This is a genomic window from Streptomyces sp. NBC_00878, assembly GCF_026341515.1.
Taxonomy (GTDB): Bacteria; Actinomycetota; Actinomycetes; order Streptomycetales; family Streptomycetaceae; genus Streptomyces.
Map to the genome: position 1 here is coordinate 3574367 of NZ_JAPEOK010000001.1, position 14637 is coordinate 3589003.

The 14637-nt window shown below is 68.9% G+C and carries 12 protein-coding genes and 2 tRNA genes; 6 read left to right on the forward strand and 8 right to left on the reverse strand.

Features of this window, described 5'->3' with window-relative positions; all coding sequences use genetic code 11:
- The first annotated feature begins 43 nt into the window (after positions 1-43).
- The 3 genes from OHA11_RS14835 (at position 44) to OHA11_RS14845 (ending at position 2359) form a co-directional block, all read left to right on the forward strand.
- Positions 44-862: a bifunctional 2-polyprenyl-6-hydroxyphenol methylase/3-demethylubiquinol 3-O-methyltransferase UbiG gene (locus tag OHA11_RS14835; protein ID WP_266496322.1), complete on the forward strand. Its 819-nt coding sequence runs from the start codon at positions 44-46 to the stop codon at positions 860-862.
- Positions 863-1205: 343 nt separating this feature from the next.
- Positions 1206-1598: a cyclic nucleotide-binding/CBS domain-containing protein gene (locus OHA11_RS14840; protein WP_266496324.1), complete on the forward strand. Its 393-nt coding sequence runs from the start codon at positions 1206-1208 to the stop codon at positions 1596-1598.
- Positions 1599-1942: 344 nt separating this feature from the next.
- Entirely contained in the window at positions 1943-2359 is a 417-nt protein-coding gene (locus OHA11_RS14845; protein ID WP_266496326.1) for a Fur family transcriptional regulator, read from the forward strand.
- 164 nt (positions 2360-2523) lie between these two features.
- Here OHA11_RS14845 and OHA11_RS14850 read toward each other — a convergent pair.
- From OHA11_RS14850 to OHA11_RS14865, 4 genes are all read right to left on the reverse strand, one after another.
- Positions 2524-2597 (reverse strand) — tRNA-Met (locus tag OHA11_RS14850).
- 273 nt (positions 2598-2870) lie between these two features.
- Positions 2871-4676 (reverse strand): sel1 repeat family protein, encoded by a 1806-nt coding sequence (locus tag OHA11_RS14855; protein ID WP_266496328.1) that lies wholly within the window; start codon positions 4674-4676, stop codon positions 2871-2873.
- Positions 4677-4993: 317 nt separating this feature from the next.
- Positions 4994-5067 (reverse strand) — tRNA-Met (locus OHA11_RS14860).
- A 41-nt stretch (positions 5068-5108) separates the two neighbouring features.
- Positions 5109-8036, reverse strand: a complete 2928-nt coding sequence (locus OHA11_RS14865) for a UPF0182 family protein (protein WP_266507181.1) — start codon at positions 8034-8036, stop codon at positions 5109-5111.
- Positions 8037-8173: 137 nt separating this feature from the next.
- Here OHA11_RS14865 and OHA11_RS14870 point away from each other — a divergent pair, with 137 nt between their 5' ends.
- Entirely contained in the window at positions 8174-8731 is a 558-nt protein-coding gene (locus OHA11_RS14870; RefSeq protein WP_266496331.1) for a PPA1309 family protein, read from the forward strand.
- A gap of 82 nt (positions 8732-8813) precedes the next feature.
- Here the strand turns inward: OHA11_RS14870 and OHA11_RS14875 are convergent, their stop codons facing one another.
- From OHA11_RS14875 to OHA11_RS14890, 4 genes are all read right to left on the reverse strand, one after another.
- A complete protein-coding gene (locus tag OHA11_RS14875; protein WP_266496333.1) occupies positions 8814-9908 on the reverse strand; it encodes a PDZ domain-containing protein in 1095 nt (364 codons plus the stop codon).
- Between the two features lie 73 nt (positions 9909-9981).
- Positions 9982-10236, reverse strand: a complete 255-nt coding sequence (locus OHA11_RS14880) for a hypothetical protein (protein ID WP_266496335.1) — start codon at positions 10234-10236, stop codon at positions 9982-9984.
- A 155-nt stretch (positions 10237-10391) separates the two neighbouring features.
- Positions 10392-10853 carry a molybdenum cofactor biosynthesis protein MoaE gene (locus OHA11_RS14885; RefSeq protein WP_266496337.1) on the reverse strand — a complete coding sequence of 154 codons (462 nt, stop codon included), beginning with the start codon at positions 10851-10853 and terminating at the stop codon, positions 10392-10394.
- Between the two features lie 299 nt (positions 10854-11152).
- The gene (locus OHA11_RS14890) at positions 11153-12265 is read right to left on the reverse strand and encodes an SDR family oxidoreductase (protein WP_266496339.1); all 1113 of its coding nucleotides are present in this window, start codon (positions 12263-12265) and stop codon (positions 11153-11155) included.
- 190 nt (positions 12266-12455) lie between these two features.
- Here OHA11_RS14890 and OHA11_RS14895 point away from each other — a divergent pair, with 190 nt between their 5' ends.
- Complete coding sequence (locus OHA11_RS14895; protein WP_266496341.1) at positions 12456-13904, forward strand: zinc-dependent metalloprotease; 1449 nt, start codon at positions 12456-12458, stop codon at positions 13902-13904.
- Positions 13901-14422, forward strand: coding sequence for an NUDIX hydrolase (locus tag OHA11_RS14900; RefSeq protein WP_266496343.1), 522 nt, complete (start codon positions 13901-13903; stop codon positions 14420-14422). The genes OHA11_RS14895 and OHA11_RS14900 overlap by 4 nt, the downstream gene beginning before the upstream one ends.
- The last annotated feature ends 215 nt before the right edge of the window (positions 14423-14637 follow it).

Below are 14637 nucleotides of genomic sequence, written 5' to 3' on the forward strand. Positions count from 1 at the left end.
GCTGATGCTGGACTGGTCCACCGGTACACACGATACTGCCAACATGTCGGAACTCGAATTGGCTCCCTCTGTCCTGCGCTTCTACAGCGAGACCGTGGACGAAAGCAGTCGCCTCTACCACTCAGCTGACGGTCGTCTTGAGCTGGCCCGGACTAAGGAACTCCTACGTCGCTTCCTGCCACCGGCGCCCGCGCGCGTACTGGACGTGGGAGGCGGGCCCGGGGTGCATGCGGAGTGGCTGGTCAAAGACGGATACGCGGTTTCGCTGGTGGACCCCGTTCCCCGCCATGTTGAGCAGGCGTCCGCGATCTGCTCGGCGTCGCTCGGAGACGCGCGGGCGCTCGATGCGCAGGACGACAGTTATGACGTCGTTCAGCTACTCGGCCCGCTCTATCACCTGCCCGATGCCGCCGACCGTCACAAGGCACTCTCTGAGGCTCGGCGCGTAGTGAAGCCGGGTGGGCTCGTTGCCGCAGCGGCGATCAACCGCTACGCCTCGCTCTTCGAGCACGTCACGTACGCACACCTGCATACCGAGCGCATTCAACAGGCGATCTCGAAGATTCTCGCTACGGCGGTGCACGACGGCCCTCACTTCACCCTGGCCTACTTCCACCGCGCTGAAGAACTCGCCGATGAGCTTCGGGAGTCAGGCCTTGTCGACGTGGAGGTTTTCGGCATTGAGGGTCCGGCATGGTCGCTGGTCAAGGCGGTTGAGCAACAGCCAGGAGAGGGGCCTACCGACGACCTGATTGCTTCCGCCGTGACGGCCGCGCGGATGGCTGAGCCGTACCCGGAACTGCTTGCAGCTAGCTCACACCTGCTCGCAGTGGGGCGGGCTCCCGCACGCGTAGCTGCCTGACCCGTATCGCCGCAGGTCACGACCTGCGCGCGGGGCCGTCTGTGGGCCGTCCGAGGGTGGCCGACGACGACCAATGACGACCACTGACAACGGCTACCGTGCAGCCCCCCAGGGGGATGCAGGGCTGCGCTGCACCCCACCACAAGGGCGGTTCAGTACCAGCGCTACTGAGGGGTCCGGGGTCACTGGGGTCGTCTGGGGCACCAGCGCACGGAATGCGCGCCCCAATCCGGCCGCACGCGCCCTCTTGTTGACCGTCTCTTTAACTGCGACCCTGAGAGTCCCCCCACTTGTGAACTTGTGAATCCGTTAACGAACGGATTCGTAGGAGGTGGCTCCGTCCATGCTCGTCCGCGACGCCATGAGCACGGTGGTCCTCACCATCGGACCCGCTCACACCCTCAAACAGGCCGCCGCGCTGATGTCCGCGCGCCGCATCGGCGCAGCCGTGGTCCTCGACCCCGACGAGGGCGGGCTCGGCATCCTCACCGAACGCGACATCCTCAACTCCGTCGGCCTGGGCCAGAGCCCGGACACCGAGCGGGCACACGCCCACACGACCACCGACGTGGTGTTCGCCGCCCCGACCTGGACACTGGAAGAGGCCGCGCTGGCCATGTCCCACGGCGGCTTCCGCCACCTCATCGTCCTCGACCACGACGAGCCGGTCGGCATCGTCTCGGTCCGCGACATCATCCGCTGCTGGGCACCGATGCGACAGCACGCCCCGGCCTGAAACACGCCCCCATCACCCCCGGAAGCAACCGCAACCAACCAGAACCAACCGGAACCAACCGCCGGCAAGGCGAACGGGCCGGACCCCCGTTACGGGAGATCCGGCCCGCTCTTCAACGGCAAGCGTTCCAGCGCCGGCGCCAGCCGCGCAGTTGCCTGGACCGCGGCTTCCAGCCACTTGCCGAAGTCTCCGTCAGGTCGACGTCGGCCCGAGGTCGACCCGACGTCGAACCAATCCAGCCCCAGCCCATCCTCGATCTCACAATAGACAATATCTAATTCAAGTAGAGCTCCAAACTCACACCTGTTCGGAATCTGGTCGTCCTTGCTGTTAAGCTGATGGGCATGAGTGACCTGTTGGAACGACTCCGCGGACGCGGCTGGCGGATGACCGCGCAGCGGCGCGTCGTGGCCGAGGTCCTCGACGGCGATCACGTCCATCTGACGGCCGACGAGGTCCACTCGAGGGCCGTCGCCAAGCTGCCCGAGATCTCCCGGGCGACCGTCTACAACACGCTGGGTGAGCTGGTCTCGCTCGGCGAGGTGCTGGAAGTCGCCACGGACAAGCGTGCGAAGCGGTACGACCCGAACGCTCACCGTCCGCACCACCACCTGGTCTGCGCCCAGTGCGGCGCGATCAAGGACGTCCACCCGGACGGCAACCCCCTGGCCGACCTCCCGGACTCCGAGCGCTTCGGCTTCACGGTCTCGGGCGTAGAGGTGACGTACCGGGGTGTGTGCCCGAACTGCGCGGCGGCCTGACCGCCGACACGACGATCCCCGATCCTCGATCTCCGAACCCTGAAGCAAAGCCCCGGCCCACGAGAAGGCCGGGGCTTTCCGCATCCTCCGGCGGACCGCCCTCCCGCCGACGACAGACAACACCGAAGGCCCGGAACCGTTGGTTCCGGGCCTTCGGTCTTCAGTAGCGGGGACAGGATTTGAACCTGCGACCTCTGGGTTATGAGCCCAGCGAGCTACCGAGCTGCTCCACCCCGCGCCGTTGAACTGAACAGTACGTCACCACCGCCGACCAGCGCAAATCAGTTCCCGCGCCCCTGATGGGGCGCCTTCACGGCCCAGTCCCGCACCATTCAGCCTGTCCGGCGCTTGAGGACGAGCGCGTTCAGCGCGATACGGGGGTTCGGGGGCGGAGCCCCTGAGTAAGGGACGATGGGGCCCCCGCTCGAGCGAAGCCGAGAGTGGGGGAGGGTAGGGGCGGCGGGGGCGGGGTAGGGGCGGCGGGGGCGAAAAGGCCAGCCCCGCCACCCCCTCACGCAGACAACTCCTGCCGCAACGCATCCCGCAACCGAGCCGCCCGCTCAGAAACCTCACCAGGCCCGAGCGACACCGCACGATCAGCCCACCGCTGCCCCTCCGCAAGCTCGCCACGACGCGCGTAGACAAGAGCAAGCCGCAACGCCGCCCGCCCATGCCCCGCGTCAGCGGCCCGAGCCCACCACAGGGCAGCCTCCGGCTCACTCCCCTCCCGGGCAAGCAACAGCCCAAGATTGAACGCCCCGTTCCGGGACCCCGCCTCCGCGGCCACCCGGTACCACCGAGCCGCGTCCACCACGTCCCCGCGCGCTGAGGCGAGCATCCCCACCCGCACCTGCGCCCGCCGATGCCCCTGGGAAGCGGCCCGCTCGTACCACTCCTCGCACTCGCTCTTCTCGGTGGCCGGCTCCCCCAACTCGTGCGCGGGCGCGGGCGGGCGCCGCGCGTCGAGCACGGTGGCGAGCCGATAGGCCGCCTCCGCGCTCCCCCCGCCCGCGGCACACCGAAGGTGCCGCTCGGCAGCCCGCTCGTCCCCGTCCCGCAGGCGCGCGATCCCCACCTGGAGCGCGGCCTCGGTGTGCCCGGCGGCAGCGGCCCGCTCGTACCACCGCAGGGCCGCCTCGTCCTCGCCCCGCCCGGCGTGCAGGATCCCGAGGTTGAAGGCGGCGTCCACACTCCCGGCCTCCGCGGCCTTGGAGAACCACGGCTCGGCACCGGACGCGTCACCGACCTGCAGCAGCAGAATGGCCAGCGCGTTCGCGGCCTCCCGGTGTCCCGCGTACGCCGCACGCCGGTACCACTGCTCGGCCTGCGCGGTCCGCGCCTGCTCGGCGCAGAGCAGCCCGAGGTTGTACGCGCCGTTCACATCGCCGGCGTCCATCGCGGCCCGGTACCACCGCTCGGCGGTCTGCGTCTCGCCGCGCTCGGCGTGCAGCGCGCCCAGCGCGTTGGCGGCGTTCCCGTCGCCGTCCTGGGCGGCCCGCAGCCACCACACGGCGGCGCTCTCGGTGTCGCCCGCGTCCCGCAGCAGGAACCCGAGCGCGCAGGCGGCCCGCGCCTCGCCGTCCTTGGCGGAGGTCAGATACCAGCGCCCGGCCTCCTTGAGCGCCCCACGCCTCTCCAGGATCGCTCCCAGATGCAGCGCGGCCCGCCGGTGACCGCGCGCGGCCGCCTGCCGGTACCACTGCTCGGCCTGGGCCGCGACGGTCTCCGCGGCACTGTTGTCGCCCTCGTCCTCCTGTGCCTGCGCGGACTTGCGGTCCAGCGTGCGCGCAAGCCGGTACGCCGCCTCGCGGTGCCCCCGCTCGGCGGCCGCCCGCATCCAGTCCCCCGCGCCGGAGTCACCGCGGTGCTCCAGGAGGTCGGCGAGCGCGTACGCGCCGAGGGCGTGCCCCTGCTCGGCGGACTGGCACAGCCAGTACTCGGCGGCGGGCTCGTCCCCGCGCTCGCGGTGGTGGCGGCCCAGCGCGTGCGCGGCGGCCGCGGACCCGGCGACGGCGGCGATCCGCCACCAGCCGGCCGCCTCCTCCGCGTAGCCGCGCTGGTGCAGGAGGACACCCAGGTTGTTGGCCGCGGCGCGGTCACCGGCCGCGGTGGCAGCGCGCAGCTGAGGCTCGGCCCCGTCGAGATCACCGCGGCGGAGCAGCATGGCTCCGAGAACGCTCATCGCCTCGACGTCGCCCGCCTCCGCGGCGAGTCGTCGGCGCGCCTCCTCCGCAGCCTCGCCGGTCTCGTCCCGGTCGGAAGGCTGCACAAACCGCCCTGTCTCCAACAGAGTTGCCTTGTCCCCCATAACGTCCATCGTCGCACCACCTGCAACCTGGGTACACCTGGTATACCGCAGCCAGTGAGGTCACTTCAGCGTTTTGTCGACATGCCCACAGAGAGACAAGTGAAACACAGATTTCCCAACTCCAGGCGGATGGCGCAGCCTTCACCGCAGCAGCACTGATGAACGACGAGCACACGCACACGATCCCCACACGGCCCACACCCAGCCCCCGCACGATCCACGCGCAAAGCCCTACACTGCCCGCGCGCACAGGCCCGTATAAGAAGGACCCGGACCGCACACATAGAAGGACCCGGATCCTGAGGATCCGGGTCCTTCTACTTCAGTAGCGGGGACAGGATTTGAACCTGCGACCTCTGGGTTATGAGCCCAGCGAGCTACCGAGCTGCTCCACCCCGCGCCGTTGTGTTGCAACCGTACCACGGCGCGGGGCGGACCTACTCAACTGCCCTGGTCACCGTCCTGTTGACCGCTTGCTTCCTTGTCGGCGTCGCTGTTGCCGCCACTGGCCGAGCTGGCCTTCTGCTCAGCCTCGGAGGCGCGCTGGATCGCGTCCTGAAGGTCCTCCTGGGCCTTGCCGTACGCGTCCCAGTCACCCTTCTTGAGCGCTTCCTCGCCGGCCTTGTAGGCGTCCTCGGCGTCGGCGATGGCCTTCGCCAGGTCGGTGTCGCCCGTCGTCGGTGGCTTCGGGGTCTCACCTTCCTCGGGTGGTGGCTCGGTGGTGTCCTCGCCGTCCACTCCGAAGACCGTGTTCAGCCCCTCGGCGAGGGTGTCCTTGAAGACGGTCTGGTCGCCGTAGGCCACACCAACCTTCCTCAGCAGCGGGTAGTTGGACGTGCCGCCTCGTGCGTACACCGGCTCGATGTACAGGAACCCGCCGTTGAGTGGCACGGTCAGCAGGTTTCCGTACTCGATGTCGGAGTCGGTTCCTCTGAGGTTGCGGACGAACTCGGCCACGTCGGCGTTGCTGTTGAGCTCGCTCTGCACCTGTTGTGGACCTCGGACGGTGGAGGTCACTCTCAACAGCCTTATCGTGCCGTAGTCCTTGCTGGCCGCATCCGCGTCCACCGCCATGAACGCCCCGAGGTTCGGGCGCCCGTTGGGCGTGAAGGTCGTGGTCAGCGAGAACTGCTGCGCGCTCTGCCCGGGCATCTTCATGCTCAGGTAGTACGGCGGGACCGCACTGCTGTCCTTGTTGGTCGGGTCGTCCGGCACCTGCCAGGCGTCACTGCCGCTGTAGAACTGGGCGGCGTCGGTGACGTGGTAGCGGGTGAGCAGCTCGCGCTGGACCTTGAAGAGGTCCTGCGGGTAGCGCAGGTGCTCCATCAGCGACCCGCTGATGTCGGTCTTCGGCTTCACGGTGCCCGGGAACGCCTTCATCCAGGTCTTCAGGACCGGGTCCTTGGTGTCCCACTGGTAGAGCTTGACCGAGCCGTCGTACGCGTCGACGGTCGCCTTCACCGAGTTGCGGATGTAGTTGACCCGGTTCTGCTGCGCCACCACCGCCCGCTGATTGTCGGTCAGCGAGTCCGCCGTGGTGTCCCCCAGCGTCGTACGGGACGCGTAGGGGTATCCGTTCGTCGTCGTGTAGGCGTCGACGATCCACTGGATCTTGCCGTCCACGATCGCCGGATAGGCGTCGCCGTCGATCGTCAGCCAGGGGGCCACCGCCTCGACGCGCTCCTTGGGCGTGCGGTTGTAGAGGATCCGGGAACCCTCGCCGATCGCGCCCGAGTAGAACATCTGCGGCTCGCCGAAGGCCACCGCGTACGCGGCACGGTTGAGCGGGTTGGCGAGGTTGACACCGCTCTTGCCCTTGTAGCTGGTGGTCTTCTCGCCGTTCTCCTCGTAGTCGAGCTCCTTCTGCGGGCCGCCCACGATGGAGTACTGCTCGGTCTTCTCCCCGTAGTAGATCCGCTGCTCGTACTTGGGGAGTTCGCCGGTGGTCGGCAGCCCCGACTCGGAGAAGTCCGGGGAACCCGGCGGATCGGAACCGGTGGCCGTGCCCTTGGCCGCGACCGCGCCATAGCCGTGGGTGTACGTGAAGTGGTCGTTGATCCAGTTGCTCTTCGGGATGCCGTTCAGGTTCAGCTCGCGCAGACCGATGACGGTGTCCTGCTCCTTGCCGTTGGCGTCCGTGTAACGGTCGACGTCGAGCGTGGAGGGGAACTGGTAGTACTTGCGCTCCTGCTGGAGCTGCTGGAACGCCGGGGAGACGACGTTGGGGTCGATCAGCCGGTAACTGGCCGCCGAGTCGGCGTCCTTGCGGATCTGTTCGGCGTTCCCCGTGCCGCCCTTGCCCGTGTAGTCCGTCACCTTGGCGTCGTCGATGCCGTAGGCCTCGCGCGTCGCCTTGATGTTCTTCTCGACGTACGGCGCTTCCTTGGCCTGCTCGTTCGGCTGGACCTGGAACTTCTGGACGATCGCCGGGTACAGACCGCCGATCAGGATCGCCGAGAGCACCATCAGACCGAAGCCGATGACGGGCAGCTGCCAGGTGCGCCGCCACAGAGTGGCGAAGAACAGCAGGGCACAGATGACGGCGATGCAGAAAAGAATCGTCTTGGCGGGCAGATACGCGTTCGCGTCGACGTACCTGAGGCCCGTCCAGTTGTCCGTGGCCTTGAAGTCACTGGACTTCACCGCGAGTCCGTACCGGTCGAGCCAGTACGCCACCGCCTTCAGCGCGACGAAGAGGCCGAGCAGCACCGAGAGATGCCCGGTGGCCGCGGCCGTGGCGCGCGCTCCGGGGCTGGTGATGCGCAGCCCGCCGTACAGGTAGTGGGTCAGCGCGGCGGCGATCACCGAGAGGATCGCGGCGGCAAAGCCGAAGCCCAGCAGGAAGCGGTACCAGGGCAGGTCGAAGGCGTAGAAGGCGATGTCGAGGTGGAACTCGGGGTCCTGCTGGTTGAAGGGCACCCCGTTCACCCACAGCAGCCACGTACGCCACTGGCCCGCCGCGGAGGCGCCCGCGATCAGCCCGACCAGCGCGGTGATCCCGAGAAGGATCCACTTCTTGTACGGAGCCACGCCCATGCGGTATCGGTCGAGGCTCTGCTGCTCCATCGACATGGCGCTCAGTGGCGGCCGCAACCGGTGGGCCAGCCAGATGTTCACGCCGACGGCCGTGGCCATCAGCAGTCCGAAGACGAAGAACAGACCGATCTTGGTCCACAGGGTCGTCGTGAAGACGGACGAATACTTGACCGATCGATACCAGAGCCAGTCCGTCCAGAACCCCGCGAACATGACGAAGGCCATGGCCAGCACGGCCAGTACGCCCAGTGTCATGAGCAGGGTCCGGACGCGCCGGGACGGTCGGCCCACTCTGATCCGTGGCCCCGTCGGGCCTCCGCCGCGGTCCGGCATCTGGAAAGCCAAGGTGCGCACCTCGAAGTTCGCTGTTGGTATCTGGGGGCCCCGCAAACGCCGGGCCACATCTATGCAACTTACTGATGCTTTACTCGGTTCCCGCTTCGGGGGCCGAACGAGGCAGGATTGTGACCATGTCCAACACCGCCTCCTCAGGCACCCCTATGGCGGCCGGGCCACTGACCCGTGCCGTCCTCGAGATCGACGAGTACGTTTCGGGGCTCGGCTGGGACCAGCCCGCCCGGCTCTTCGCCCTGGTCGACACCGGCCGGCTGCGTTCCCAGGAACCGGGGCTCGCCGAGCGTCTGGGTCTGACCGAAGACGCCCCCGAGGGCACCCTTACCCCCATTGAGCAGGACGAACTCCCCGCGGGCAGCCCGCTGGACGAGTTCCTCGGCACCATCGCCTGGCCGGACGCGGTGGTCGGCTGCGCCCTGTCCGTGGAGCGGCTGATGCTCCCGCCGTCCGCGGAGGGGTCCGTCCCCGACGGGCTCGACGAGAAGCGGCTGGCGAAGTGGGTCGCCGAGCACCCGGAGCGTCAGGAGGTCCGGATGACCGTGGCGGTGCTGCGCGGCGGGAAGCGCGAGTCGGCGCTGCGGCTGCGCAAGAAGGACGCGGCGACGGACGTGCTCACCGGATCCGACCTCGTACCGGGCCTGGCCGAGGCCCTGACGGCGACGTTCGCAGAGTAGACCTCGCCGACCGGTGCGCTGGGTGGGGTCGGGGAAGTGAGGCACGCCGTCACCTCCCCGAGCCCACCCAGCGCTCAGCGCATCAGCTCTTGGCGCACTTCGGCAGGTCGGCCGTGTCGCCGCCGCGGATGTCCGTGAGGGCGCTCATCGCGTCGTCGATGGTGTCGACCTTGATGAGCGTGAGCCCCTTGGGGACGTCACGGGCGGCGGCCGCGCAGTTGTCCTTGGGCGTCAGGAAGTACTGGGCTCCCTTGGCGCGGGCGCCGACGGTCTTCATCTCGATGCCGCCGATCGGGCCGACCTTGCCGTCGTCGTCGATGGTGCCGGTGCCTGCGACGAACTTGCCGCCGGTGAGGTTGCCCGGAGTCAGCTTGTCGACGATGCCGAGGGCGAACATCAGGCCGGCGCTGGGGCCGCCGACGTCGGCGAGCTTGATGTCGATGGTGAACGGGAAGGTGTGGTCGGTCCCGGCCGAGATACCCACGATCGCGCGCTGCTCGCCGTCGTCGTCGGACTTGGCGGTGGTGATCGTGATGTCCTGGGTCCTCGTCGCCGTCTTGTTCTCCTTCTCGGCGGCGGCCTGGTCCTTGGCGGGCACGATCGTGAAGGCGACCTTCTCGCCCGGCTTGTGCTTGGTGACCAGCTTCGCGACGTCGTCGGGCGCCTTCACCGTCGTACCGTCGACGGCCTTGATGACGTCACCGGCGTGCAGCTTGCCCTCGGCGGGGGTGTCCTTGACGACGGTGGAGACGATCACCCAGGACTTCACCGGGATGTCCAGCTCCTCGAGAGCCGCGACCTTGGCGCTCTCCTGGGACTGGCTGAACTCCTCGGCGTTCTCCTGCGTCGACTGTTCCTCGGTCTTGCCGTCCGGATAGAGGGTGTCGTGCGGAACGACTTTGTTGTCATGGGCCAGCCACCCGGACACGGCCTCGACGAGGTTCATCTTGTAGTCGGCGCTGGTGACCCGGACGGTGGTCATGTTCAGATGCCCGCTCGTCGCGTACGTCTTGCGGCCGGAGATCTGGAGCACCGGCTCGCCGTCGTGCTCACCGAGTGTGTTGACCGTCGGACCCGGTGACATCTCCGAATACGGCACGTTGATGAAGACTCCCGCGCACAGGAGCGCGATCAACATCAGGGTGGAGGCGAGCATCGTCGCGGTGCGGCGTGGCATGGAACGACAGTACGGGACCAGTCTGTCAGCGCACCGTCAGGGCCGTCCGTCCGGGGACCGACCCGGTGGCCGCTCAGGCGTCCGTACGCAAATGCGCCGACGCCTCCGGCACCTCCGAAGTATCCGACTGCCCCCCGGCTTCGCGCTTCTCCATGGCTTCGCGCTTCTCCATGGCCTCACGCTTTTCCATGGCCTCGCGAAAGCGTGTGTAGCCCGCGAGCTCGGTGCCGTCCCCGATGGTCTTCCGGTTCCGTCCGGCCCAACCGCCCCACAGTCCGGCGCCGATCGCGGCAAAAAGCGGAATCAGCAACCAGGCGAGCGCCGCCATGCTGACCTCCCAACCCCACGAGCGACCGCAACTGACTGATCAGCAGATTAACCATCCGCATGCTCAACGCTCACGGCAGGGGTTGGATTACGCAACCGGAACGACGGACAGGAGTGGCCACTGGGACGCACCGGGCCTCAGGTGACCCGTGAGACCTAACAGGCCCCGACCCACTCCTCCGTACCGTCGGAGAACTTCTGATGCTTCCAGATCGGCACCTCGTGCTTGAGATCGTCGATCAACTTCCGGCAGGCCTCGAAAGCCTCACCCCGATGTGGACAGGAAACGGCGACGATTACCGCGAGATCGCCCACGCTCAGGTCTCCGATCCGGTGCACAGCGGCGAGCGCCCGCACCGGATACTCGGCAACGACCTTCTCGGCGATCCGCCGCATCTCCGCCTCGGCACTCGGATGGCACGAGTACCCGAGCGTGTCGACGTCGGCTCCCCCGTCATGATTCCGCACGGTCCCCACGAAAAGCGCGGTCCCTCCGGAGGCATCGTCCCCGACAGCACGGAAAACCTCGTCCAAGGAGAGGCCGGTTTCCCGAATGGCCAGCAACTTGATGGGCTCCGCCGCAACCTGCTCACCAGGATGATCATTCATGGGTGCCATACCCCCATCGTGCCCCACCCCACCAACCTCACGGAATAGCGATTTCCCCCGCACACGTCTCAGCCCGTCCGGCTCGCTTTCGGCCCGTCCGGCGTTTGAGGACGAGCGCGTTCAGCGCGATACCGGGGGCCTGGGGGCGGAGCCCCCAGAAAGGGACGATGGGGGTCCCCCCGCTCAGGGGGTCCCCCCGCTCAGGGGGTCCCCCCGCTCGAGCGAAGCCGAGAGTGGGGGAGAAGCCGAGAGTGGGGGAGGGTAGGGGCGGCGGGGGCGAAAACCCCCACCCCACTACCCCACCAGACTCAGATCCGCCGCCGAGCCTTCCGAGCCCGCCGCACCAACGCAGCCGTACCCAACAGAGCGACCGTCGCCCCCGCAGCCCCCGCGGCGGTGGCGTCCTTCCGCCCCAGCCGCCGCCCGGCCACGGTATGCCGCCCGGCAACCTCCCCAAGGAGCTCGGCCAGCACCTCCTCGTTGGTCCACTGTGGCCGCCACCCGGCATCGTGCAGCCGGCTCCCGCTCACCACCCAGGGATACATCGTGTAGGCGAGATCCCCGGCCGGAGACGGCGTGAGCCCGATCCGGTGCAGCCGAGCCGCGGCCCCCAGAGCGACGGCGGACGGCAACTCCATCCGCCGAATCCCGCTGAGCTCCTCGATCTCCTCCTGCTCGAGCCACCCGTCGCACCCGACAGCCAGCTCCCCTTCGACCTTCTCCAGTACGGCGTACTCCAGGGCCGCGCACAGATCCTCGACATGGCAGAACTGCCATGCGGGCCGAGACCCGGCGACAACCAGCAGCCGGGGCGACTCGAAGTACCGGGTGAGCGCCGTATCGGTCCCCCCGACCAGCACGGCAGGCCGTACGACGGTGACGTTGAGCCCGGGATGCGCGCGCGGCGCCCGCCGGGCGAGCCGCTCGACCTCCAGCAGGTCCCCCACCCCCGTGGCCTCCGCGGTCGCCCGCAATTCGGCGTCTTCGGAGAGGGGCAGTTCGTTGTCGGGCAAGGCTCCGTAGACCATCGCGGAGGTGCACAGCACGACACGGTGCACCCCGGCAGCGGCGGCGGCCGTCAGCACGGTCTGCGTGCCCCGCACGTTGTACGCCGTACGGGCCGCCGGATCCGTCTCCAGGTCGAGGTCGAGCGCGAGGTGCACGACGACGTCCGCGCCGCGCAGTTTCTCGGCGATCGCCGGATCCCGGACATCCAGGATGTGCCACTGCGCGGCCGCGCACTCGCCGCGCCGCTCGTCGATGGCGATGACCTGCTTGATCTCGTCGCTGGCGGCGAGCCGCTCGGTGAGCATCGCGCCGATTCCGTCCGCGGCGCCGGTGATCGCGACGACTGGGCCGCGTACAGCCGGATTGGTTGAAGGGTTTCGCGCTGCGCGAACCTGTGGATCTGGGGAACTCACCGGGCGTCTCCAGCGGTTGTCTTCAGTAAGAACGCGCGTGACGCGTACGTACCAGGTGGCATCCATCCTGCCGCAGCCGCTGTGTCGGCGAAGCACCGAGGCCCGAACCGGTTGGGGTGTCTACGCTGGGTGGTGATGTAGGGCAGCCGCCGTCGGAGCGAACCGGCGGCCTTAACAGCCGAGGAATCCCGTGAGTGACACCCCATTCGGATTCGGCCTTCCGCCGGAGGAGCCGGACGACGGCGACGAGGGCAAGAAGAAGGACCAGCAGAGCGGTGGTGGTCAGGGACCTGCCAACCCGTTCGGTTTCGGGCCCGGCGGACCGGGCGGCCTGGGGGCGGACAACCCGCTCGCAGCCATGTTCGGTTCGCTGAACCCCAACGATCTGGGCGCCGCGTTCCAGCAGCTCGGCCAGATGCTCTCGTACGAGGGCGGGCCGGTGAACTGGGACATGGCCAAGCAGATCGCCCGCCAGACGGTGTCCCAGGGCACTCCCGACGGCACCAAGGACGCGAGCATCGGCCCCGCCGAGCGCACCCAGGTCGACGAGGCGGTGCGCCTGGCCGACCTGTGGCTGGACGACGCGACGTCGCTGCCGTCCGGCGCCGGTTCCGCGGTGGCCTGGAGCCGCGCGGAGTGGGTCGAGGCGACCCTGCCCGTGTGGAAGGAGCTCGTCGACCCGGTCGCCGAGCGGGTCGGCGCGGCCATGGGCGATGTCCTGCCCGAGGAGATGCAGGCCATGGCGGGCCCGCTCCTGGGGATGATGCGCTCCATGGGCGGCGCCATGTTCGGTACGCAGATCGGGCAGGCCGTCGGCGTGCTCGCGGGCGAGGTCGTCGGCTCGACCGACATCGGCCTGCCGCTCGGCCCGGTCGGCAAGGCCGCGCTGCTGCCGCTGAACATCCAGGCGTTCGGCAAGGACCTGAGCGTCCCCCAGGAAGAGGTGCGGCTGTATCTCGCCCTGCGCGAGGCCGCCCACCAGCGGCTCTTCGCCCACGTGCCGTGGCTGCGCTCGCATCTGTTCGGCGCGGTCGAGGGGTACGCGCGCGGGATCAAGGTCGACACGGCGAAGCTGGAGGACGTGGTCGGCCAGTTCGACCCGCAGAACCCGGAAGAGCTGCAGCAGGCACTCCAGCAGGGCATGTTCCAGCCGGAGGACACACCCGAGCAGAAGGCCGCCCTGGCCCGCCTGGAGACGGCGCTCGCGCTCGTCGAGGGCTGGGTGGACGCGGTGGTGCACGCGGCCGCGAAGCCGCGTCTGTCGTCCGCCGATGCTCTCCGGGAGACGCTCCGCCGCCGCCGTGCGACGGGCGGCCCCGCCGAGCAGACCTTCGCCACGCTGATCGGCCTGGAGCTGCGCCCGCGCCGGCTGCGGGACGCCTCGCGACTGTGGGCCTCGCTCACGGACGCGCGCGGTGTCGACGGCCGGGACGGCCTGTGGGCGCACCCGGACATGCTGCCGACCGCCTCCGACCTGGACGACCCGGACGGCTTCGTGCACCGCGAGCAGCTGGACTTCTCCGAGCTCGACAAGATGCTCGGCGAGGCCGCGGACGGCAGGACCGAGAAGCCGAACCTCACGAAGGACGAGCCCAAGGACGACGAAAAGGGCGACGAAAAGGGCGACGACGACAAGTGAGCCTGTACGACGACGCCGTCCTGGTCCTGAAGGACATCGAGGGCCAGGAGGAGCTGCGGCAGGCCTATCTCGACCATCTGGAGGCGCATCCGGACGGCATGTGGAAGGCCTGCACGGCCGGACACGTCACGGCGAGCGCCCTGGTGATCGACCCCGGGCACGGCAGGGTGCTGCTGACGCTCCACAAAAAACTGCGGATGTGGCTCCAGATGGGTGGGCACTGCGAGCCCGGCGACGCCACCCTGGAGGCCGCCGCCCTGCGTGAGGCCACGGAGGAGTCGGGCATCGCGGGCCTGACACTGCTCCCGGGCGGACCCATACGCCTGGACCGGCATCCCATCCCGCCGCCGTGCAACTGCCACTTCGACGTGCAGTACGCGGTCGTGGCCGAGCCGGGCGCCGTCCAGGAGATCAGCGACGAGTCCCTGGACCTGCGCTGGTTCCCGTACGACGAGGTGGCGAAGGTGGCCGACGACTCGGTCGTACGCCTACTGGGGGCAACACGAGCAAGGCTCTGACGAACGGGTAAGGGGCGGCCGCAATAGCGACCGCCCCTTACACCGACGCCCTCCAGGGGCGCGGGGCTGTGACCTTGTGCGACTCCTCCCCCACTCTCGGCTTCGCTCGAGCGGGAGGACCCCCATCGTGGGCGCGACAAGCCACGACGGACCGGCAGCCGTCCACGGGCCCGGGCCCGTCCGCGAAACGCTCCGAAGAGCGCCCCGCGGAGGCC

Excerpts from the sequence above, each read along its gene's own strand:
- OHA11_RS14835 (WP_266496322.1), top strand. The coding sequence starts at position 44 with ATGTCGGAACTCGAATTGGCTCCCTCTGTCCTGCGCTTCTACAGCGAG.
- OHA11_RS14840 (WP_266496324.1), top strand. The coding sequence starts at position 1,206 with ATGCTCGTCCGCGACGCCATGAGCACGGTGGTCCTCACCATCGGACCC.
- OHA11_RS14845 (WP_266496326.1), top strand. The coding sequence starts at position 1,943 with ATGAGTGACCTGTTGGAACGACTCCGCGGACGCGGCTGGCGGATGACC.
- OHA11_RS14855 (WP_266496328.1), bottom strand. The coding sequence starts at position 4,676 with ATGGACGTTATGGGGGACAAGGCAACTCTGTTGGAGACAGGGCGGTTT.
- OHA11_RS14865 (WP_266507181.1), bottom strand. The coding sequence starts at position 8,036 with ATGCCGGACCGCGGCGGAGGCCCGACGGGGCCACGGATCAGAGTGGGC.
- OHA11_RS14870 (WP_266496331.1), top strand. The coding sequence starts at position 8,174 with ATGTCCAACACCGCCTCCTCAGGCACCCCTATGGCGGCCGGGCCACTG.
- OHA11_RS14875 (WP_266496333.1), bottom strand. The coding sequence starts at position 9,908 with ATGCCACGCCGCACCGCGACGATGCTCGCCTCCACCCTGATGTTGATC.
- OHA11_RS14880 (WP_266496335.1), bottom strand. The coding sequence starts at position 10,236 with ATGGCGGCGCTCGCCTGGTTGCTGATTCCGCTTTTTGCCGCGATCGGC.
- OHA11_RS14885 (WP_266496337.1), bottom strand. The coding sequence starts at position 10,853 with ATGGCACCCATGAATGATCATCCTGGTGAGCAGGTTGCGGCGGAGCCC.